The 21,669-nt window shown below is 66.3% G+C and carries 22 protein-coding genes; 8 read left to right on the plus strand and 14 right to left on the minus strand.

Translation table 11 applies throughout. The features are described 5' to 3' along the window. Position 1 precedes the first annotated feature (1 nt). On the minus strand, positions 2-604 hold the full coding sequence (locus H7J86_RS23055; RefSeq protein ID WP_090353154.1) for a MerR family transcriptional regulator: 603 nt from the start codon (positions 602-604) through the stop codon (positions 2-4). A gap of 297 nt (positions 605-901) precedes the next feature. Between H7J86_RS23055 and H7J86_RS23060 the strand changes: the two genes are divergently transcribed. After that, complete coding sequence (locus H7J86_RS23060; RefSeq protein ID WP_090353152.1) at positions 902-2,191, plus strand: MFS transporter; 1,290 nt, start codon at positions 902-904, stop codon at positions 2,189-2,191. Here H7J86_RS23060 and H7J86_RS23065 read toward each other — a convergent pair. Next, positions 2,188-3,426, minus strand: coding sequence for a low temperature requirement protein A (locus H7J86_RS23065; RefSeq protein WP_235632634.1), 1,239 nt, complete (start codon positions 3,424-3,426; stop codon positions 2,188-2,190). The two genes, H7J86_RS23060 and H7J86_RS23065, sit on opposite strands and share 4 nt — an antisense overlap. 40 nt (positions 3,427-3,466) lie before the next feature. On the opposite strand from H7J86_RS23065, the gene H7J86_RS23070 reads away from it, so the two are divergent. Then, positions 3,467-4,174 carry an IspD/TarI family cytidylyltransferase gene (locus H7J86_RS23070; RefSeq protein ID WP_267293674.1) on the plus strand — a complete coding sequence of 236 codons (708 nt, stop codon included), beginning with the start codon at positions 3,467-3,469 and terminating at the stop codon, positions 4,172-4,174. On the opposite strand, the gene H7J86_RS23075 is transcribed toward H7J86_RS23070, so the two are convergent. The 5 genes from H7J86_RS23075 to H7J86_RS23095 are packed head-to-tail and all read right to left on the minus strand — an operon-like array spanning position 4,158 to position 10,039. Further along, on the minus strand, positions 4,158-4,721 hold the full coding sequence (locus tag H7J86_RS23075) for a 2-C-methyl-D-erythritol 4-phosphate cytidylyltransferase (protein ID WP_267293676.1): 564 nt from the start codon (positions 4,719-4,721) through the stop codon (positions 4,158-4,160). The two genes, H7J86_RS23070 and H7J86_RS23075, sit on opposite strands and share 17 nt — an antisense overlap. A gap of 24 nt (positions 4,722-4,745) precedes the next feature. Next, complete coding sequence (locus H7J86_RS23080) at positions 4,746-5,753, minus strand: patatin-like phospholipase family protein (protein ID WP_090353148.1); 1,008 nt, start codon at positions 5,751-5,753, stop codon at positions 4,746-4,748. A gap of 21 nt (positions 5,754-5,774) precedes the next feature. Then, the gene (locus H7J86_RS23085) at positions 5,775-7,232 is read right to left on the minus strand and encodes a FadD3 family acyl-CoA ligase (RefSeq protein ID WP_267293678.1); all 1,458 of its coding nucleotides are present in this window, start codon (positions 7,230-7,232) and stop codon (positions 5,775-5,777) included. Then, positions 7,229-8,419, minus strand: a complete 1,191-nt coding sequence (locus H7J86_RS23090) for an amidohydrolase family protein (protein ID WP_090353145.1) — start codon at positions 8,417-8,419, stop codon at positions 7,229-7,231. The genes H7J86_RS23085 and H7J86_RS23090 overlap by 4 nt, the downstream gene beginning before the upstream one ends. Before the next feature lie 60 nt (positions 8,420-8,479). Further along, a complete protein-coding gene (locus H7J86_RS23095) occupies positions 8,480-10,039 on the minus strand; it encodes an AMP-binding protein (protein WP_267293680.1) in 1,560 nt (519 codons plus the stop codon). 58 nt (positions 10,040-10,097) lie between these two features. On the opposite strand from H7J86_RS23095, the gene H7J86_RS23100 reads away from it, so the two are divergent. Further along, positions 10,098-10,814 carry an enoyl-CoA hydratase/isomerase family protein gene (locus H7J86_RS23100; protein WP_187096375.1) on the plus strand — a complete coding sequence of 239 codons (717 nt, stop codon included), beginning with the start codon at positions 10,098-10,100 and terminating at the stop codon, positions 10,812-10,814. Between the two features lie 23 nt (positions 10,815-10,837). Here the strand turns inward: H7J86_RS23100 and H7J86_RS23105 are convergent, their stop codons facing one another. Further along, positions 10,838-11,503 carry a TetR/AcrR family transcriptional regulator gene (locus H7J86_RS23105; protein WP_187096376.1) on the minus strand — a complete coding sequence of 222 codons (666 nt, stop codon included), beginning with the start codon at positions 11,501-11,503 and terminating at the stop codon, positions 10,838-10,840. Positions 11,504-11,673: 170 nt separating this feature from the next. Here H7J86_RS23105 and H7J86_RS23110 point away from each other — a divergent pair, with 170 nt between their 5' ends. The 5 genes from H7J86_RS23110 to H7J86_RS23130 all read left to right on the plus strand — a co-directional run bounded on the left by H7J86_RS23110 (position 11,674) and on the right by H7J86_RS23130 (position 15,830). Beyond that, positions 11,674-12,954, plus strand: coding sequence for a cytochrome P450 (locus H7J86_RS23110; protein WP_187096377.1), 1,281 nt, complete (start codon positions 11,674-11,676; stop codon positions 12,952-12,954). An 84-nt stretch (positions 12,955-13,038) separates the two neighbouring features. Beyond that, a complete protein-coding gene (locus tag H7J86_RS23115; RefSeq protein ID WP_267293682.1) occupies positions 13,039-13,641 on the plus strand; it encodes a TetR/AcrR family transcriptional regulator in 603 nt (200 codons plus the stop codon). A 209-nt stretch (positions 13,642-13,850) separates the two neighbouring features. Beyond that, positions 13,851-14,234 (plus strand): Rv2576c family protein, encoded by a 384-nt coding sequence (locus tag H7J86_RS23120; protein WP_090353920.1) that lies wholly within the window; start codon positions 13,851-13,853, stop codon positions 14,232-14,234. A 226-nt stretch (positions 14,235-14,460) separates the two neighbouring features. After that, entirely contained in the window at positions 14,461-15,201 is a 741-nt protein-coding gene (locus H7J86_RS23125; RefSeq protein WP_267293684.1) for an Rv1363c family protein, read from the plus strand. Next, complete coding sequence (locus H7J86_RS23130) at positions 15,198-15,830, plus strand: hypothetical protein (protein WP_090353126.1); 633 nt, start codon at positions 15,198-15,200, stop codon at positions 15,828-15,830. The genes H7J86_RS23125 and H7J86_RS23130 overlap by 4 nt, the downstream gene beginning before the upstream one ends. A gap of 9 nt (positions 15,831-15,839) precedes the next feature. Here the strand turns inward: H7J86_RS23130 and H7J86_RS23135 are convergent, their stop codons facing one another. The 6 genes from H7J86_RS23135 to H7J86_RS23160 are packed head-to-tail and all read right to left on the minus strand — an operon-like array spanning position 15,840 to position 21,664. After that, positions 15,840-16,295 (minus strand): hypothetical protein, encoded by a 456-nt coding sequence (locus tag H7J86_RS23135; protein WP_308204859.1) that lies wholly within the window; start codon positions 16,293-16,295, stop codon positions 15,840-15,842. Between the two features lie 11 nt (positions 16,296-16,306). Next, complete coding sequence (locus H7J86_RS23140) at positions 16,307-16,708, minus strand: hypothetical protein (RefSeq protein ID WP_090353123.1); 402 nt, start codon at positions 16,706-16,708, stop codon at positions 16,307-16,309. A 9-nt stretch (positions 16,709-16,717) separates the two neighbouring features. Next, positions 16,718-17,218, minus strand: a complete 501-nt coding sequence (locus tag H7J86_RS23145; protein WP_090353916.1) for an Rv2253/PknI dimerization domain-containing protein — start codon at positions 17,216-17,218, stop codon at positions 16,718-16,720. A 31-nt stretch (positions 17,219-17,249) separates the two neighbouring features. Next, positions 17,250-18,914, minus strand: a complete 1,665-nt coding sequence (locus H7J86_RS23150; RefSeq protein ID WP_090353121.1) for an MCE family protein — start codon at positions 18,912-18,914, stop codon at positions 17,250-17,252. Beyond that, the gene (locus H7J86_RS23155; RefSeq protein WP_267293686.1) at positions 18,915-20,225 is read right to left on the minus strand and encodes an MCE family protein; all 1,311 of its coding nucleotides are present in this window, start codon (positions 20,223-20,225) and stop codon (positions 18,915-18,917) included. It abuts the gene before it with no gap. Continuing rightward, positions 20,222-21,664 carry an MCE family protein gene (locus H7J86_RS23160; RefSeq protein ID WP_235632633.1) on the minus strand — a complete coding sequence of 481 codons (1,443 nt, stop codon included), beginning with the start codon at positions 21,662-21,664 and terminating at the stop codon, positions 20,222-20,224. The genes H7J86_RS23155 and H7J86_RS23160 overlap by 4 nt, the downstream gene beginning before the upstream one ends. Positions 21,665-21,669 lie beyond the last annotated feature (5 nt).

The following is a 21,669-nucleotide window of genomic DNA, read 5'->3' on the forward strand; positions in this document are numbered from 1 at the left end:
GTCAGCGCGGTTCGCCCAGCGCCCGGTCCAACCGGTCAGTCGCCACCAGCCGGCCCAGCTCGTGGTGCTCGGCGACCGCGCCCTTCACCCCGCCCACCGTCGCCGACACCCCGTCGACCAGCCGCCGCACGTCGCCGTCGACCGCCTCGATCAGTTGCAGGATGAACCGGACGTAGCCGCGCTGGTCGTCGGTCCGCGCGACGATGCCCCCGATCGCCGGGTTCGTCCATGCCAGCCCGTCGGCGGTGCGCTGCACCAGCCCTGCCTGCAGCAGCGCATCCGCCTCCGGACCGTCGAGCGCGATCACGAATGCCTGCGGCCACAGGCCCAGGAGCTCGATGAGATCGCTGCCCCGCCGCACGGCGTCGAAGAACTCGGCGATATGCGCCGAGGTGAACCCGCGGCGCAGAAGTTGGTCGATGGCCCGCAACTGGGCCAGATGGTGATCGTCGTAGATCGCGGCCCTGCCGGCCCGGCGTGGCGGGTCCAGCAACCCACGTTCGCGGTAGGCACGGATGTTGCGGGCAGTCACCCCGGAAACTCGGGCCAGCTCACCCACGCGGTAGTCAGGCAAGATCGAGAGCCGATCCGCGTCTGCAACCATCCATGTTTCCATGCTAGCTCGCAGTTCGGCAGGCTGAGCGAATTCCCCGACGGCCACCGATCACAGGGTTCGAATACCGGGTTCACAGTCTCCATCTGCGCGAATTCTGGTTCGACCTACCCGCGAACCCGCCGACGCCGGCGGCTCCAGCCAACTCCGGACACGTACCACCCGTTGCTGGTGAGCAAATTCACCGGAAATCGATTGGCGATTCGTCCCATCATTTTGGGAGAATATGACAGGACAAAGCTCGTCTTTCCCGATTCCGGCTGTCACCGCCGAAGAGAGGCTGTCGCCGTGCGTCCCTGGATCGTCTGGGCCACCGGGCTACTGGCCTATATCGTCGCCGTCCTCAACCGGACCACCTTGGGTGTCTCCGGGCTGGAGGCCGCCGACCGCTTCCACGCCAGCCCCAGCGTGTTGTCGACCTTCGTCGTGCTGCAGGTGATCGTCTACGCGGGCGCCCAGGTACCTGCCGGTGTGCTGCTCGATCGATTCGGCTCGAAGGTCCTGATCGTGTCGGGCGCGGCACTGATGGCCGCCGGGCAGCTCGCCATCGCGCTCACGGAGTCGTTACCGCTGGCGTTGGCAGCCCGCGCGGTCGTGGGTCTCGGCGACGCCATCACCTTCATCTCGGTGTTGCGCCTGGTACCGCACTGGTTCCCGGCCCGACAGATCCCGCTGCTTACCCAGTTGACCGGCATCTCCGGGCAGGTCGGCCAGGTGCTCTCGGCCATCCCGTTCCTGTCGCTGCTCGGCGTCTCCGGATGGACGTCGGCGTATCTGTCGGTGACCGCGCTCGGGGTACTGGTCCTGGTGCTCGCCGTGGTGGTCGTGCAGAACACCCCGCACGGCCGGCTGGCCGCCACCGAGACCATGGGCGTGCGCGACACCCTGGCCAGCGTGCGCACGGTATGGATGCGGCCCGGCACCCGGCTGGGGTTCTTCACCCACATGGGCACGCAGTTCTCCGTGACCATCTTCGCCCTGATGTGGGGCGTGCCCTACGTGATGGTGGCTCAGCACCAGTCCCGGGCGGCGGCGGGCATGCTGCTGACCATCTCCGTGGTCACCGCCATCATCGCCGGCATCGTGCTGGGCATCTTCACCGGTCGTTACCCGCACCGTCGTTCATGGATGGTGCTCGGCATCATCGGCAGCAACGCGGCGATCTGGACGGTGGTGCTGGCGCTGCCGGGACCCGCGCCCCTGTGGCTGCTGGTCGTGCTCATCGTCATCATCTCGGTCGGCGGGCCCGGCTCCATGGTGGGCTTCGACTTCGCCCGCACCTTCAACCCGAGCGCCACCCTGGGTACCGCCCAGGGCATGGTGAACATGGGTGGCTTCCTGGCCTCGCTGATCCTCATGCAGGCGATGGGCTGGATCCTCGACGCCGCGGGCGGCTATTCGTTCGACTCATTCCACCTGGCGTGGACACTGCAGTACGCGGTCTGGGTACTGGCGGTCATCGGCATCCTGGTGACCCGCAAGAAAGCGCGAAAGCTGCTCGCCGAAGAGGAAGAGCGGGAACTGCTGGAGACCGTCGAGATCGGGGCCGTCCACCCCGCCGACCGCCGGGCGCGCTAGGCGACCAGTCGCCGGGCGAGCGCGTCGGCCATGTGCCGGTGCCCGACGAGTTCGTACCCGACCACCGTCACCATCGGCGCGGCCGTGGCGACCAGCAAGCACAGCGCCATCGACACCCCGGCCAACGCCAGCAGGACCGCAGCCAGCAGCACCGCAGCGGTGAGCGCGAGCAATACGAGATGGAACCAGTCGGTCCCCCGCACCATCAGCGAATAGATCAGGAACACCAGGCAGACGAACAGACCGACCGGGATCACCACCGAGAGCACCGTGCCCACCGATCCCAACTCGGAATGCCCTTCCAGGTAGTAGGCGGCCACGTGCAAACCGGCGCCGGTGGCGACAATCGATCCGAACAAGAAGATGGGCAGATAGCCGAACCAGAACGACTGCTCACGATGGGCGTGCAGCAGGTCTGCGGTCGGCACGATGAAGTACACCCACCACATGCCGAAGGTCAGACCGATGCCGGCGATCGCGACCAGGACGGCATCGGTCGTCCAGCCCTGTTCCTGCACCACCGCCGACAGGGTGGCGACCGTCCCGACCACACCCTCACCCAGGGCGATGATGGCCATCAGCCCGTACCGCTCACTGATGTGATGCGCATGCCAGGGCGTGCCGCCGACCTGCCGCTCGGCCAGCACCGGCACCGAGATCTCCAACAGGATCAGCACACCGCACCAGACCAGCGTCACCATCAGCGAGGTGTGCGTGAAGATCTGGGCGATCCAGCCGATCTGCACCACGCTCACCGAGATCGCGTAGGTGAGGCAGGCCCGCCGCCGCGCCGGATCACCGGCCGCCGCCCGTAACCACTGCGCCACGAGTCCGACACGCATCACCACATAGCCGGCGACCAGCACCGCGTTGTCGACGTGCCCACCGTGCTCGATGGACGCGAACACGGGGGGAATCCCGAGCGTCAGGATCACCACACCGACCATCTGCACCATGGTGGTCACCCGGTACACCCAGTCGTCGGTGTCGTAGGCCGACGCGAACCAGGTGAAGTTGATCCAGGCCCAGCAGATCGAGAAAATCGCGAATGTGAACGCGATCAACCCCGCTCCGATGTGTCGGCTCGTCAACGCATGGGCGAACTCCGAAGCGGCGGTGCCGAAGCCGACGACGAAGGTGAGGTCGAAGAGGAGTTCCAGCGGGGTGGCGACCCGGTGCTGCTCATGCGGGTCTCGCCCCGACATCACCCGGACCCGATGTGTGTACGCACTCATGACACCGCCCCTTCCCCACCCGACGCGCTAGCGTGGGCGGATGCCCACCCCCGACACCCTAGGGTCCGCCGTCGGCGTCGTGCTCGCCGCAGGTATCGGATCGCGGGTCGGCGCCGACGGCAACAAGGCGTATCTCCGGCTGGCGGGCCGTTCGATGGTGGCGTGGTCGGTGCACGCCGTCGCGGCCACCCCCGAGATCGGCCGCACCATCCTGGTGCATCGCAAGGGTGAACGGGATATCGCCGAAAGCACCGTGCGCGAAGACCTTCCGGACACCGCGGTGGAATACGTGGAGGGCGGGGACACCCGCCACGACTCGGAGTCCAATGTGCTGGCCCACCTCGCCGGCGATATCGATGCCGGCGAGGTCGACGTGGTGCTGATCCACGATGCCGCCCGCCCCCTCGCCACGCCGGATCTGATGCGGGCGGCACTGACCACCGCGCGCACCTTCGGCGGCGCGGTGCCCGCGGTGGACGCCCACGGCACGTTGCGGGCCGATACCCTCGCCGGATTCACCGAACACCTGGTGCGGGTGCAGACACCGCAGGCGTTCCGGGCCGCGCCGCTGCTGGCCGCCTACCGGCGGGCCGGTGAGGAGGGATTCGACGGCACCGACACCTCGTCGTGTGTGCAGCACTTCACCGATGTCGACGTGCGGGTGTTCCCCGGGGCGTCCGCCAATCTGAAGGTGACCTTCCGCCACGACATCGCACTGGCCGACCACCTGCTCAGCGGCAGGCGATGAGCGCCTCGATCAACGCGGTGTCGGCCGGCAGGTCCGCGAGGATCGCGTCGGGATCACCTTCGACGGTGACGATGTCCACGTCCGCCAGTGCGTCGACGGCGGCACCGTAGGGGTACTGGGCGGTCCGCAGCGCCGACCGGTCCACGGTGGCCAGGATACGTCCTTGTGCGTCAACGGTTTTGACGGTGTCGGTGACCGGCACGATCGGCACCACCTTGGCGGCGCCGCCGGCCAGCGCCGCCCGCACCCGTACGATCACCTGCGGTGAGATCAGCACCTGACGCGGGTCGGCCACCAGGACATGGGAAACCGCCTCCGCTCGAAGGTGTTCCACGGCGGCGGGTAAGCCGTCACCGTCCGGTGCGGCCAGTACCGTCGCCGCGGTGCCTGTCAGCGCACGCTCGACATCGGCCATCAGGGCCGGCGCGACCGTCACCACCACGCTGTGCAGGTCGGCCGTCGACAACGAATCCACCACGCGCGACAACGCCGGGCGGCCCGCTATCGGTGTCAGGACCGCGGCACGGTGGTCTGCGGAAACCGGCACTATCGCTGAGATCTTCACCGCGGGTCAGATTATCGGGCTGGTCGGACGGAACCGGAGCAGGTAGGTCTCCCAGTCCCAGCCGGCCAGGAAAGCCTGCGCGGCGTGATAGCCCTTGGCGTACAGGGCCTGCACTTGGGCATCGGTGATGTCGAAGTCGAGAAACCCGACCTCGGTCGAGTCGACCCGGATGGTGCGGGCGCTCACCCACGGCTGATTGAGGTAGGCCTGATCCCGCCCGACCAACACCGTGGTGATGACATCGTCGAGCAGCCGCGGCGGCCCCAGCCGGTGCAGCAGACCCCAATCGGGCAGCACCTGGTCGATACCGTCCGGCAGATCGGGCAGCAGCGTGATGCCGAAGCTGGGCCAGCGCGGCGCCACCCCGTCGGTGCGGTCCAGGGAATCGACCGGGAAGTTCGACAGCAGACCACCGTCCAGCAGGGTCGAGGTGAGACCCGCGGCGCTGGTCAAGGTCACCGGACGGAAATAGAACGGAATGGACATCGACGCGCGCACGGCGTCCGCCACACTCTGTTCATCCGGGTCCAGGCCGTAAACCCGCCGATAGTCCCACGGCAGCCGGACCAACTGACCCGTGGTGACATCGGCGACGGTGACGACGAGTTTGTAGCGCTGTTCGGGCGCCAGCTCATCGTCGTCGATGGCGAGATCACCGAACGTGCGGACGCCGAGATTGCGCAGCTGACTCTGCACCCAGTCGTGGGCGTAGTCACCGCGGTACATTCCGTCGCCCAGCAGCACCGCCAGCGAACTGCCGATGACCGGCAGCCGCTGCGCCGGGACGGGATCGCGGAACTTGTGGTAATCCAGTTGCAGCGCAAGGTCTTTGACCTCGGCAGCGGTGAGTTCCGATCCCGCCGCCACGATTGCGCCGACGATCGATCCGGCCGACGTACCGGATACCCGCTGCACGGTGTACCCGGCCTCCAGCAGCGCGACGACGGCACCGACGAGTCCGACACCCTTGACTCCCCCACCGGAGAGCACCAGATCGGCGGACAACGACGACACGATCCGACGATACCGCGGCGGTCAGACGAGTTCGTTCTTCATCACCTTGCCGGTGGCGTTGGTGGGCAGCGCATCCACGAAGTGGACGTACCGCGGCACCTTGTATCCGGCCATCCGTTCCCGGCTCCAGCCGATCAGCTCGTCGGCACCCAGCGGGTCCTCATCCCCCGTCGCTTCGCTCGCCCGGCGGTGGCACACCACGAAGGCCTTGCCCACCTGGCCCATCCGCTCGTCGGGCACGCCGATGACGGCGACCTGAGCCACGGCGGGATGCTGCATCAGGACACCCTCGATCTCGGCCGGATAGGCGTTGAACCCGCCGACGATGAACATGTCCTTCTTGCGCCCGACGATCTTGAGCCGGCCGGATGCGGTGAACTCACCGAGGTCACCGGTGTGCAGCCAGCCGTCGGCGTCGATCGCCTCCGCCGTGGCGGCCGGGTCGTCCAGGTAACCGCGCATGACGCTGTAGCCCCGCACGAGCACCTCGCCGTCTTCGGCGACTCGGACGTCGACGTCCTGGCACGGCACCCCGGCCGTGGTGGCGACGTCGTCGGGCGTATCGCCGGGCCGCGACAACGTGACATTGCCGGCCTCGGTCAAGCCGTAGCCGGTCATCAGGCTCCGGAACGGCAGCTCGTCGCGAATGCGGCTTATGAGTTCGACGGGGATGTCGGCCGCGCCGGTCACTCCCGCGCGCAGCGTCGCCAACTTGGACTTGTCGGCGACGGTCAACAGCGAGTGATACAGCGTGGGCGGCCCGGGCAACATCGTGATGCGTTCGCGTTCAACGAGATCCACCACCGCGTCGATGTCGAACACGGCGACGGGCAACATGGTCGCACCGCGCAGAAAGGAGGCGACGAGGCCGGCTTTGAGCCCGAAGGTGTGGAAGTAGGGGTTGATCATCAGGTAGCGGTCACCGCGGCGCAGATCCGCCAGGGTGGCCCATTCCTCGTACATCCGCAGCGTCTGGCGATGGCACATCATCGCGCCCTTGGGCCGGCCGGTGGTACCCGAGGTGTAGATGACATCGGAGACGTCGTCCCCGTCGACCGCACCCACGAAGGGCGTACCGCTGCTCAGGAAATCCGAGCGCAGGTCGATGCTCGGAACACCGGGAATCGCGAACTCCTGGCCGAGGAAACCTCGTTGCACCAGAACGGCTTTGGCGCCGCTGCGGGCCACCACGTCGGCGGCCTCGTCGGCCTTGAACCGGGTGTTGACCGGCACCAGGACACCGCCGGCGGTCATGATGCCGAACGCGGCGACGATCCACTCGACGGAGTTGGGCGCCCACAGGGCCACCCGATCCCCTTTGCCGATACCGAACTCGTTGAACGCACCCGACGCGTGCCGGATGCGTTCCACGAGTTCGACGAAAGACAGGCGCTGCGGACCGTCGACGACGGCCTCGGCGTCACCGAACCGGTCCGCAGCGCGCAGGACCATCTCGGGGATGGTCCGCCAGTCGCTCACGCGGTGATGAGGCGTCCGAGGTTGCCGCCCATGATCTTCGCCTGGTCTTCCAGGGCGAGATGCTCGAGCGCGGTGATGTAGTGCGTCGGCTCGGCCAGGCCCTCGGGGTGCGGCCAGTCCGAACCGTAGAGCACCTGGTCCACACCGATCAGGTTGATCAGGTCGTCGATGCCCTCTTCGTAGAACGGGCTGACGTAGATGCGGTTCTTGATCTCTTCCATCGGGTTGCCCAAGAAGGCCTCGGGGGCCTTCTTGTACACCTCGGCCATCGAATCCAGCAGCGGGAACATCCACTTCGAGCCGGCCTCGACGATGCCGACCTTCAGCTTCGGGAAGCGGAACAGCGCACCGTGGATCACCCAGGACGCCACCGCATCCTGGATGGGGCGCCACTCGTTGAGGATCGACATGGCGTTGGTCTGGAACGGCAGCATCTCTTGCGCGGCGCCGTCCCATTCGGAGGTGTAGCGCGAGTAGCCGCTGTCCGATGAGTGCATGCCGACGAAGATGTCGTGGTGCACGACCCGCTCCCAGAAGGGATCGAATTCCGGCAGCGCGAAGGAACGCGGCCCGCGGAAGCCCGGCACCGGGGCGGGACGGATCAGGATGGCGCGGGCGCCGCGCTTGACGGCCCATTCCAGTTCCTCGATCGCCTTCTCGACGATGGGCAGCGTGATCACCGGGGTGGTGAAGATGCGGCCCTTGTGGTTGAAGCCCCAGACCTCGTGCAGCCACTCGTTGAGTGCGTGGATGATGACGTGGATGGCGACCGGATCGTCGGACAGCCGCTCCTCGATCAGGCTGGCCAAGGTCGGGAACATCAGGCTGCGGTCGACGCCGAGTTCGTCCATCACCTTGATGCGGGGCTCGGGCTCGAAGAAGGCCGGAATGGCCTTCATCGGCTCACCGAACAGTTCCCGCTTGCTCTTGCCGTCGGGGTTTCCGTACTTGAAGTACTCCTCCCAGGCGCCGGGCTTGGCGACCACCGAGAAGGTGGGGTTCGGGATGTAGTTACTGATCTGGCCCTTGAGCGCGATCTTGGTACGACCGTTGACCTCGACGTACTGAACGATGTCCTTGTACTCCTTCGGGAGGTACTTGGTCATCGCCTCCGGCGGTTCGTACAGGTGGTTGTCCGCATCGAAAAGCGGAAACGGCACGTCGACACGATGCGACAGTTGTCCCATGAGATGCTCCTTTTCGGTTCGTGAGAATCATATTCTCACGAACCGGATGCCGCAATGCCCCTAGGGGGTCTTGGCCGCCGCCTCGCGGACGAGCTGGCGGATACGGAACTTCTGCACCTTGCCGCTGGCGGTACGCGGGTAGTCGTCGCCGTCCGGGACCTGGTGCAACTCCTCGGGCCACTTCTGCCGCGCCGCCCCGGATCGGTCGAAATGTCCTCTGACCTGCTCAAGCGTCGGCATGACCTGACCGCTGCGGACCCGCAGTACCGCCGCCACCCGCTCGCCCAGTCGGGCGTCGGGAGCGGCCACCACCGCAGCCTCGGCAATCTGGGGCATGCTCAGCAGCACTTCCTCGACTTCGAGGGCGCTGATGTTCTCGCCGCCCCGGATGATCAGGTCGGTGGCGCGATCGGTGATGGTCAGGTAGCCGTCCTCGTCGAGTACGCCGATGTCACCGGTGCGATACCAGCCCTCCTCGTCGAAGCATTTCGCGGTCAGCGCGTCGTCGGTGTAGCCCAGGCACAGGTCAGGGCCCCTGCTGAAGATCTCACCGTCGGGCCCGAGCCGGATCTCGACCCCCGGCCGAACATTGCCGTCGGTGAACAGGCGCTTGTCCTCGGGCGCGCCGACACCGGACCCCGTGATGGACGGATGTTCGGTACTGCCGTAGGAGCGGTAGACGAACAGGCCCTGGTCGGCCAACCGCCGGGTGACGGCCGCCGGCACGGTCGAGCCACCGAGGCCTACCGTGGTGAACTTCGCGAGGTGACCCTCGTCGAACCGCGGGTGATCCATCAGGCTGGTGACGAAGTAGGGCGGCCCGCCACCGATGGACAGGCCGTCGCGCTCGATGAGGTCCAGCACCTTGCCCGGATCCCATACATCGCAGAGGTCGATCGGCGCACCTTCCAGCACCGGGATCAGGAACGCACCGATCATGCCGATGAAGTGGCCGATCGGTGTCGCGGTGAGCTGTCGGCCCCGGTTGGGTGGGTAGTTGTCCAGCAGCTGGCGGGTCTCGAAGCCGAGCGTCTGGTGACTGTGCACGACACCCTTGGGTTCCTTGGTGGTCCCGGAGGTGAAGGCGATGAGCGCCCTGGCGGCCGGGTCGGCGGCGACCGTGCCCACCAGCGGTTCGTCGGCCAGTAGATCATCGAAGGTGCGGTGTCCGACCAGGCCGACGATCGGTATACCGGCGCACAGATCGGGCTGGAAGGACATGCGGCCGAACCGTTCGGTGGACAGGAAGACCTTGGGTTGGACGGTGGCGATGATGTGCCCGAGTTCCTTGCGCCCGTAGAAGTGCACGATCGGCACGGTCACCGCACCCAGCAATGCCGACGCCCAGAACGCGACGGCGGCCTCCATCCAGTTGGGCAGCTGCAGCGCCACCACATCACCGGGACCGACGCCACGTTCTTGCAGCCCGGCGGCCAACCTCCTGGCCTGCAGTTCGACCTCGGCGAAGGTGCCCGCGTAGGGCCTGGTCTCGGAGTGCACATAGAAGCCGGCATCCGGGCTGGCCGCCAGGCCGTCGGCCAGCATCTGACCGAGGGTCTCCGGCCGCCACCACCCTTGCTCCACGTACCGTTTGGTCAGGTCAACGGGGATGGTACGCATCTTGGTGATGCTATTCTCACCCTGCGAGAATGCCAATATCGAATCTGGAGAATGCTTGATGGTCGACCTCGAGATCGAGGACGGATTGGCGGTTGTCACCGTGAACCGCCCGCACGCGCGCAATGCCATTTCGTTGGACACCATGAACGAACTCGGCGCGGCGTTGGACAGTGCGGCGGACGCCTCCGCTTTGGTCATCACCGGCGGTGGTGACAAAGCGTTCGTCTCGGGCGGCGATCTCAAGGAGCTGGCCGCGCTGCGCACCGAACTGGAGGCCGCCGAGATGGCCTGGCGCATGCGCACCATCTGCGACCGCATCGCCGGCTTCCCCGGCCCGGTGATTGCCGCCCTCAACGGTCACGCACTCGGCGGTGGCGCCGAGTTCGCCGTGGCCGCCGATATCCGCATCGCCGCCGAGGACATCAAGATCGGCTTCAACCAGGTGTCGCTGGCGATCATGCCGGCCTGGGGCGGAGCCGAGCGCCTCGGCGCGCTGGTCGGCCGCGGCCGCGCACTGCTGCTGGCAGGCACGGGCCGGGTGCTCGGCGCCGCGGAGGCGCAGCGCCTCGGCCTGATCGACGAGGTGGTCCCGCGCGCCGATTTCGCCGAGCACTGGCGCACGACGGCTCAGCTGCTCGCCCGCCGGCCCGGCGCGTCCATCAAGCGCGTCATCAATGGGACCACCACGACCGATGCGGTCGCCGCCTTCGCGAAACTATGGGTGTCCGACGAGCATTGGGAAGCCGCCGACAAGGTGCTGAACAAGGGCAGGTAGCCGCACTCGGCGACAGGGCGAACCTACGGCGCCGCGGGCACCACTTCGGGCACCCCGTCCTCGATGCGCAGCAGCTGACCGTCGGGCAGTGGGATCTCCAGCGGTTGCGCGGGTCCCTCCAACTCGTGCAGCCAGCGCTCCACGAACGCCAGCGTCTCGGCGTGCCCGGCGGACATACCGAGTTCCTGCTCCATGACGAGAACCCGGGACAGGCTGGTGGCGAACACCGTCCACACCACCGGCGGCACTTCCGAGGTATCGAGCCCGTAGCGGTCCAGCGCGGCGGCCACCGCGACACGCTGGTCATCACGAAACCGTTCGGCGAAGTGACCGATCTCGGCGCGCAGCGCCTTGCGATGGTTCGCCAGCCCCATGAACTCCATCGTCAGCCGCGTCGCCGCCGGATCGGTGCCGAACCGCCACAGCGCCCACAGCGGCTGCGCGGTCTGCAATGCCGCCGCCTGCACCGCCAGCCCTTGTTCGGCCCGGCGACGGAAGACCGCGAGGAACAGGTCGTCCATGGTGCGGAAGTAGTAGTGCACCAACTGCGGCTTGAGGCCGGCCTTGTCGGCGACCCGGCGCGACGTCACCGCGGCGTAGCCCTCCTCGAGCATCAGCGCCTCGGCGGCATCGAGCAGGACACCACGATTTTTGGCATCCGGTGCCCCGATCCTGCGCGACGTCGTCATGCTCTCCCCACTATGTGTCGGCGTGCACAGATGGTAGCGATCTGCCACACGTGTGACCTTGACCACGACTCTATCGCCATGCTAAGCAGGTGCACAGCACTTTGAGTGGCGATGACCTTGGATGAGTCGCCGATTCCCCGATTCCCGCACAGCCCTGGGAGAACCGCCATATGACGACCGACTACGCGACGCTGGATTTCCTCACCGAGCAGTCGCTGGTACCCAACCCGTACCCGTACTTCGACTACCTCCGCGACCAGAACCCGGTGCTGGAGGTTCCGCCTTGGGGCTGCATCGCGGTCACCGGCTACGAAGAGGCGGTCGCCGTCTACAAGGACACCGAGACCTACTCCAATGCGATCGCGGTCGGCGGACCGTTCCCGCCGCTGCCGTTCACCCCGGAGGGTGACGACATCTCCGAGCAGCTCGCGGCGCACCGGCACCTGCTGCCGATGTTCGAACACATGGTCACCATGGACCCGCCCGACCACACGAAGGCGCGCTCACTGCTGAACCGGCTGCTCACGCCGAGCCGGCTCAAGGAAAACGAAGACTTCATGTGGCGGCTGGCGGACAACCAGCTCGATGAGTTCCTGTCCAACGGACACTGCGAATTCCTCGCCGAGTACGCCAAGCCGTTCTCCCTCTTGGTGATCGCCGACCTGCTCGGCGTGCCGGAGGAGGACCACAAGGTGTTCCGCACCGTCCTCGGCGCCGACCGACCGGGGGCTCGCGTCGGCTCGCTGGAAGGCGAGGTCGTCTCGGAGAACCCACTGCAATTCCTCGACGACCAGTTCGTCGCGTACCTGCAGGACCGCCGCGCCAACCCGCGCGAGGACGTACTCACCTCACTGGCGACCGCGCTGTACCCGGACGGGTCGGTGCCAGAGGTCATCGACGTGGTGCGCTCGGCGACCTTCCTCTTCGCGGCGGGCCAGGAGACCACCACCAAACTGCTCAGCGCCGCCATGCGCGTACTGGCCGAGAACCCCGAGGTGCAAGACAGACTCCGCAAGGACCGGACCCTGATCCCCACCTTCGTCGAGGAGTCGCTGCGGCTGGAGAGCCCGGTCAAATGCGACTTCCGGCTCGTCCGACGCAAGACCACCCTGGCCGGTGTCGAGATCCCGGCCGGCGGCATGGTGATGGTGCTGCCGGGCGCGGTCAACCGCGACCCCAGGCGATTCGACAATCCGCACGAATTGCGCCTGGACCGCAAGAACGTCCGTGAGCACATGGCCTTCGGCCGGGGCGTGCATTCCTGCCCGGGCGGCCCGTTGGCCCGCGTCGAGGGCCGGGTGTCACTGGAACGGATCCTGGACCGCATGACCGACATCCACGTCGATGCCGACAAGCACGGCCCGGTCGGAGACCAGAACTTCAACTACGAACCGACGTTCGTCCTGCGCGGCCTGACCGATCTGAACATCAGGTTCACCCCGGTCGCCTGACCCGCCTCCGGATCGGCGAACCGGCAGTTCCGAGCACCTTAGGAGCGGCCGGTTCGGCATCGTCGGCTCAGGGATAATGGCCCCGTGACATCCGGGAGTCCCCCAACCGCCGAATCCGGTGATACGCGCCGTCGAATCCTGGACGCCGCGCTGGATCTGGCCTCGACGACCGGACTGCGCAAGTACTCCATGGAGCAGATCGCGCGGACCGCCAAGATCGGCCGGGCCACGCTTTACCTCTACTTCAACGGCCGAGAAGCACTGATCGCCGCGCTGGTGGAGGCCGAACTGGCACGCTACTTCGCCGATATCCAGTCCGTCATCGACCGCTACCAGGACACCGACGACCGATTGGTCCACGGCTTCGCCGCGGCATACCGGGGCCTGCACCACCATCCGGCGTTCACCACGGTCTTACGGGTGAACCCCGAGCTACTCATGCCGTACCTGATCGCGGACAACTCGACGGCCATGGAACTGGCACGCGCTTTCGTCTACTCGGCGGTCCGGGAGGGCGAACTGCCCGACGACGTCCGAGCTCAATTCGCCGAACATGTGGCGCGGGCGATTCACTCGTTCATCCTGATCCCCGGTGGTGTCCTCGAACTCGACTCCGTCGACGGTCCCGAGAACTACGCCCGACGGTTTCTGTTGCCGGTACGCCGGGCCCTCTCCGGCGACCGCTAGCGTTGCACCACGACCCGAAACGGTGATCTCTCATTTCGAGAATGATGTTCTTCAATTTGGCGAAGAAGGAATTGCGTTTCAGCCGAATGAGGGCGACAGTCGATCTATAGTCAGCCGAAGACGACTAGCCGTGGAGGGCGCCCGTGAATTCGGTGGTGAGGAATATCGCGACCCGCGTGTCGACCGTGGCCGTCGTCGCGGGCGTAACGATGACGGCAACCCTGCTCGGGGCGGTGCCTGCGCACGCCGACGATCCGGTGCTGCACCACGTCAAGTACACGGTGGGTGCCAGCCAGCCGATCAACGCCGAGATCTACTACCGGGATACCCAGCCGCCGAACTTCGGTGAGTACAGCCACAATCCCTACCAGTACAGCCCCAAGGCGGTGGCCGAACTCGGCCCCGGCAAACCCTGGGTCCTGGAAGCCACCTTGGCCGATCCGCAAGACTGGGCGATGGTGGTGGCCACCAAGAACGGTCACGATCCAGAACTCGCCGCCCCGGGCTTCGTCTGCGAGCTTCGCGTTGATGACATAGTGGTAGCGACGGATTCGGGGACCAAAGGGGTGCTTTGCTCGCTGCGCACGTGGTAGCACACCCACTGCCGGTGGGTTGCTGACACTGCCAGCGGAAACGACGTTTCCGCTGGCAAATACCTGTTAATAGCACCCGGCCGGGCAACTTCCGGCCCTCGGGTACCGTAGGAAAGATAATGCCATTCTCTAGACGAACGCCAGGCCCCAGGGTTCAGAACGGACAGGAGGCCGGATGCCGTCCCGCAAACCTGCCACGCCCGACATTCCCGATGACGATGCCGGCATGAGCACACCGATCAATACCGACGCCGAGGACTCCCTCGCCCTCGCCGAGGCAGAGGCCCACGAGGCGGAGGCCGCCGCGGCCGCAGCTCGGGCCAAGGCGGAGGTGCTCCGGCTGCGCCGTGACGCCGAAAAGGCGAAGACGGAAGCCAAGGCTGCCGATACCGAGCTTGCCGATACCGAGGACGAGCTCGCCGAGGACAGCGCCGAATCGGTCGCCGATGAGCAGACGGTCCCCGTCAGGTCGGGCCGACTGGGCCGCGCGCTGCGCTGGGCCGCCGCGGTGGTGACGGTACTGATCATCGGTGCCCTGATCACGGCAGGCGCCTGGATCGTCATCCAGCACCGCGGAGTCCAAGCCCATCAACAACGGACCGCCGAGTTCGAGGCAGCGGCGCGCCAGGGCGTGGTGACATTGATGTCGCTCGACTACAACAAGGTCGACGACAACGTGAAGGCCATCGTGGACAATTCCACCGGCGAATTCAAGAAGGACTTCGAGAGCTCAGCCGACGACTTCAAGAAGACGGCCCGCGATTCCAAAGCAGTCACCGAGGCCATGGTCAGCTCCGCAGCGGTGGAAACGTCCACGGACACCGACGCCGTCGTGCTGGTGGCCGCGACCACCAAGGTCACCAATGCCGCCGGCGCCAGGCAGGAACCGCGCAACTGGCGCCTGTCGGTCAATCTCGTCCGTGAGGGCGACCAGATCAAACTGTCGAAAGTCGAGTTCGTGCCGTGACCGCAGACGATAAAGACAGCACCGAGTCCGACGAGGTCGAGCTCTCTGCGAGCAGTGTCGACCAAGACAGCCAGGATGCCGCGGAGCCCGAAACGGACGGCGGCGCAACGGAGACTGTCGCCGCCGCGGCGCCGCGGCGGCGTGCCCCCAAATGGCTGGCAGCCGCGGTGCTGGCGGTGCTGCTCGTTGCCTCGGCCGGGGCGACGACGTGGCTCTACTTCAACCAGTATCGCCCGGATCAACTGGTGGACAACGACGCCCAGCAGGCGGTCCTCAAGGCCGCCAACGACGGCACGGTGGCGCTGCTGTCGTATTCACCGGACACGCTGGACAAGGACTTCACCGAAGCGAAGTCCCACCTGACCGGCGACTTCCTCTCGTATTACACGAATTTCACCCAGCAGATCGTCACGCCTGCGGCCAAGCAGAAGTCCGTGAAGACGTCGGCCGCCGTCATCCGCAAGGGAATCGCCGAGATCAATTCCGATCGGGCCGAGGTGCTCGTCTTCCTGAACCAGGTGACGACCAGCAAGGAAAACCCGGACGGCTCGTACACCACCAGTGCGGTCAAGGTCGGCTTGGAACGCCATGACGGCGCCTGGCTGATATCGGCCTTCGATCCGGTCTAGCGCACGCGTTCACATCCGCGTCAGTGCGAAAGTCCAGGTGTTCATCCCGGGCGGACCATTGAAACAGCCGACGTCGAAACGTGATTCGACCACACCTGCCAGGGTGTTCGCGTCCCAGGTGTAGGTGTCGCGGGTGGGCAGCACCTGACCGAAGCAGCGCAGGCCGTCCGGGACGTCCGTCGTGTAGGAGTACTGGCCATTGGCCAGGTTCGCGACGCCGCCGTAGTACGCGCCGCGCTGCGGACTGGGCAGGGCGGAGATCCGCACGCAGTTGATCGGGGTGCCCGCCACTCCGGGATTGCCTGGGTCGCACGGGTAGGCGGCCCAGATCCAGGCGGCATCCGTCCAACGGTTGCTCAGCACGTTGTAGTTGCCGTAGAGCATCGCCGCGTGCGCTGCGGGCGCCATGACGGTGGCGGCCACCGCCGCCGGGGCCAGCGCGATGGCGAGTATGGATCTGTTCAACTGTCTCCCCATCACAAGTCACCACGCAGCCACAGGGCGGCACCGTCTTTGGGCACGCAGGTCAGGAACAGACCGTCGGGCGCCTGTGCCACCTCGCCGTCGTAGCCGGCACAGTCGGCGTTCTCCACCTTGACGCCGTGCATCTCGGGTGATCGGAACCACCGCGGCTCGTACCGGCGCGGGGATCCACAGAACACCAGGCGGCCCCAATCCGTCACACCGAATACGTAATAGGTGGTGTTGGAACAGTTCGCACCCAGCACCACGTGTGGTGCGATACCCGGGGTGCACACCGGATAGTTACAGGACTCCGGGGTGGGGTCCGCGACCGACGGCGCTGCGGCAATCACCGACGTACTTGCCAGAGCGAGAAGCAATCCCGCGACCGCCACCTTCACACGACGCAGCTTCATGGCAGTCTCCTACAGCTTCCGAAGGGTCAACGGAATGCTGATCACCAAGGGTGTGTTGATTCCGCACGCACCGCTGATGCCGATGGTCCGGTCGTACCCCATCAATGTTCTGACGTCCAACCTCTCGATCTGCCCGTTGGCGTCGGCAGGCTGGAACTGGTATCGCTGCCGCCCAGGCGAAAAAGAGCCGTCCGGGCAGGGTTCCCACCGTTCGTGGTAGCGATCCAGGATCCACCGGGTGGTGCGGAATTCCACCGGTGCGCTCCAGCCCGCATCGCTGTTCACCGTTCCGGTGCAGGTGTGCGCATCGGCGCACGACGTCGAGAATGTCCAGATCTCACGAACCGGCACCTCATCCCGGTACTTCTCGTTGGTCTTGGCCCAGTCACCGTTCGAGGTCACCTCGTATGGGCCGTTGAGCTCGAACCCGAAGTCCGCGTGGGCATCCGGAGCCGAGATCAGACACAGAGCAAAACCTGCGGCCGCAATACTCAGTCGGTTCGTCCGCATCGAATCTCCTCCCACTCGGCCTGATGCCCGCTCACGTGGGCATCAGGTCTTTCCACGAGGTCGGCGCATGTGCACTGGTGACCAGGTTCGTCTGCTGCTCCAATTGGCCACTGCCCGACATGTATTTGCCGGTGCGGGGGTCGTACGGCACCACCGCGACCGACGGTCCGCCGGCGCCGCGGTCGGCATAGCCACTGGGTGCCGCGGGCACCGCGCCGTCGGCGGGCGGCCCCTCCACCGGCGGGATGGGCACACCGTTGAGCGAGTTGCCCGGTGGCGGCGGTGGCGGGGGCACATAGGCGGGTGCCGACACCGCCGGCACGCCGGGGGCCGGGGGCACTGCACCCGGGGCGTCCGGCGGTGTCCCGGAGGGCACCGCCCCCGGAGGCAACGGGGTGCCTTCGAGCGGCGCGAAGATCCGGTCGCCGAAATCCACCCTGTCATCGGGCGGGACGCCCTGGGAGATCAGGTTCGGGTCGAACGGCAGCGGTCCCAGGACATGCTGTCGCTGCGCGATCGGGATGAATCCCTTTGGATCGTCACACAATTGGACGGTCGGTGCACGCTTACCCGGATGCTCGATACACGGGAAGTTCCGGGCACCGCGCACCGAGACCGGCGAGTCCTGTGGCAGCTTGCAGTACAGGTTGTCGGGGGTGTCGATCGTGGTGGTGTCCGCGGGCGAACGCCACGACGACGGCGGCAGAAAGCCGACGGTGCACGGCTGCGGGTCGCCTAGGGTGAGGGTGAAGTCGCCCTGCGGCCACCCGGTGGCGTTGTTCTTGGGCAGACCGAAACTCTGCTGAGCCCCGATATAACCCGGCAGCAACACCATCAACTGCTCGATCGACGGGTTGTACGCGAGCAGCACCTGACCGACCGTGTTCATGTTGGCCAGCAACAGCGGCAGCGTCGGCTTGAGGTCGTTGAGCAGGCCCGACACTTCCTGAGCGAAGCCCGGCCCGCGCTGCAGCACGGTGCGCAGCTGAGGATCGTTCGCCACGACCTGACCGGTGATACCGGCCAGGCTGTGCGCCCAGGTACGGATGGCATCGGTGGTCTGCGCCTGCGAATCCAGCAACGGCCCACTGTCGTCGATCAGCGTGCGCATCTGATCGGACACCCCGTTGGTTGCCGTGCTGATCTTGGTGGCCGAATCCATCAGGGACTGGAAGTCCTCGCCGGCCCCGTTGAACGCTTTATATGTTTCGTCGAGGAGGTCGCTGATCCTGTCCTTGGGGATCGAGTCCACCAGTGCACTGACCTTGTCGAGCGTCGGCCCCACCGCCTGCGGCATGACCGCACGATCGCGCGGGATCACCGAGCCGTCCTGCAGATAGGGGCCGTTCGCGGAGTGCGGCCTCAGGTCGACGTACTGCTCACCGACAGCGGACACGCTGCGCACCTCGGCCTGCAGATCCGCCGGAACTTTGGGCGAACGATCCAGCGACAGGGTGGCCACGGCGCCGTTGTCGGTCAGCGCCACGTCGGTGACCTTGCCGATCTGCACACCGTTATAGGTCACGTTCGAGAAGCGGTATACGCCACCGGTTTCCGGTAATTCCAGCTTCACTGTCAGGCGTCCCACCCCCAGCAACGTGGGCACCTGCATGTACGTGAAGAGCATGACGGCAACGCCGACGACCGAGGCGATGGTGAAGATGATCAACTGGGTTCGGACGAATCTGGTCAGCATCTAGCCACCACTCCCCGGTGTCGGTGCGGCTTCCGGCGCGGGCGCGGGTGCAGAACTGTTGGCATACGGCCCTGCGAAGACGGGCCCGCCCGGGCTGGGCGGGGTGGCCAGCGGCATCAGCGGTGGCGGCGCCACCGGCAGTATCGGCTCGTTGACGACAGGCATGGCACCGGCCGGCGGCGGAGCCGCATCGGGCGGCGGCGGTGAGAGCGGCATGCCCAACGGGTCGTAGCTGTAGTTCAGATACCACGGTTCACCAGGAGCGGGAACGAGTTTCGCGTTCTCGTCACCCCAGCGCGTGCCCAGGAACAGCGACCGCTTCAGCCGAGGGTAGGAGAGGTCGAATATCGCGTACAGGTTCAGGTAGTCGCCCTTTACTGCGCGTTCGACGGCGTTGGGCCCGTATGGGAAGGCCGTCGCGTAGTACAGCGCGGAGGTGATGTCCGGCCCGATATCGGCGAGCGACCGGATGGCCGGTTCCAGGTGCTTGAGATCGGCCACCAGCTGATCGCCGGCGTCGTTGACCAGTCCGGTCGCGGTATCGCTGAAGTTGCCCAACCTCTGCAGCGCCGCGGTGAAGTTGGGTCGCTCCTTGACCAGTACGTCGATGGCCGGCGGGATGTCGCGCAACGCACGTTCCAGCACCGGGGTCTGGTCGGCGAAAGTGTGTGCCACCCGATTGAGCTGCTGAACGGAAGAGACGATGTTGTTGCGCTGGTTGTCCAGCACTCCGACAAACCGGTCCAGCCGGGTGATCAGCTCACGAATCTCGGGTTCGCGGCCCGACATGGAGGTGCTGAAGTTGTGGATGATGTCACCGATCTGGCCCAACCCCCCGCCGTTGACCAGAACCGACAACGAAGACAACGTCTGCTCGGTGGACGGATAGGTTGACGAGGCCTTCAGCGGGATCGTCGTCCCGCTGGCCAACCGGCCCGCGGGCTGCTCGCCGACGGGCGGATTGAGCGCCAGGTGCATGGAGCCCAGAAGACTGGTCTGTCCGACCGAGGCGACCGCGTTGCCTGGGATCACCACCCCCGGATTGACCCTGACCTCCACATCGGCGTGCCAGTTGTCGGCGGTCATCGTGCCGACGCTGCCCACCACCACATCGTCGACCATGACCGGTGAATTCGATTCGAGGGTGCCGATATTGGCGACCTCGACGTGGAAGATCTGCGCATCGCTCTCGGTGCCCTTGACCCCGGGCAGAGCCAGCGAGTTCACTCCCTGGAAGGCACAGCCACTGGCGGTGAGCGCCACTGCGCATCCGGCCACCAGGGCACGGTGGATCATTGCGAGGCGGTTCATGGCGTCGGCGTCCCTTCGGCGGGCAACAGCGGTCCGGCAGCGGGATCCGGCGCAGGGCCGGGCGGCGGGCCGGCGGGAAGCATCAATCCGTTGAACGTCGTCGGACTCGGTGGCGGGGCACCCGGATACACCGGAGGTGACGGATTGGCCGGCATGGCACCGTTCGGCAGGAACGCACTCGGCGGCCCCGGTGGCGCGTTCCATCCGGGCGGCGGCGCCACGTCACCGTTGAGTCCGGTGAAAGCGGATACCGTCGGCGGTGGTTCCGGCGGGCTCACCGGCTGGGTGGTACTGCCCGGCAACATGTTCGGATCGGTGTACACCAATTCGTTCGGGCTGGGAGCCTTCGTCAGGTACGGGTTGATCGGGAAGGGAATCCCGTTGAAATTGAGCAACCGCAGCGCAGGCCCGAGGTACTGGGAGCACAGTTTGGCGGTCTCGGGGGCGGTTGTGTTCTCCACCGCACCAACCATGGAACAGATCATCTGAACCGGGTTGCTGAAGTTCGCGAACGCGAACGATCCCACAGGCGTCCCGCTGCTCGGGTTGTACATGTTGAACGTGTTCGCGATCGCGTTGGGGGTGACGTGCAGGATGTTGCGGATCGCGTCCTTCTGCTCCGCCAGCACCTGGGTCACGTTGGCCAGCCGCTGCACCTGCTCGGTGGTCTCCTTCCGACTGCCGGCCACGAAGCGCTGCACATCGCCGACCGCCACGGACAGTTCGTTGAGCATGTCGTCCAGGCTGGACCGACTGTCGTCCACCACGCTGGTCAAAGTGGCCAGCCGGTCCTCGAACACCACGATCTGCTCGCTGCTCCCGCGTAGCGCGGTGACGAACGTCTGAAGACCCTTGACGATATCAACGATGTCACCGCTGCCGTCGGCGAAAATCCTGGCCACCCCTGATAATTGAGCCAACATCTCACGCAGCTTGGCGCCGTTGCCGTCCATGGCGTTGGCGGCGCTGTCGATGAACCGGGAAGCCGACGTCCCCGACACCCCACTCTGGGGCCCGAGTTCGGTTGCCAGCCGGTTCAATTGGGTCTTGACCTCATCCCACTCCACCGGAATGGCGGTCCGATCCCTGGGGATCACGGCGCCGTCAGGCATCGTCGGGCCACCACCGCCGCGATAGGCGGGCGCCAACTGCACGAAACGGGCCGCGACAAGGTTCGGAGCCACGATGATGGCCTTGGCATCGACCGGAACCTGGATGCCGTGATCCACCCGCAGTGTCAGTTTCGCCTGGTCGCCCTGCGGCTCGATGGTCGTGATCGTACCGACCTTCACCCCGGCGACCCGCACTTCATCACCCGGGTAGATCGCCGTCGCGCTCGGGAACACGGCGGTGATGGTGGTGGGCTTGAAAACCGTTTGGCGGGCCAGGAATACGGCGCCGGCAACCAGTGCCACCGCCACCGCGGCGACGCCGAGCATTTTCA

Source organism: Mycobacterium hackensackense (assembly GCF_025822555.1).
GTDB lineage: Bacteria > Actinomycetota > Actinomycetes > Mycobacteriales > Mycobacteriaceae > Mycobacterium > Mycobacterium fluoranthenivorans.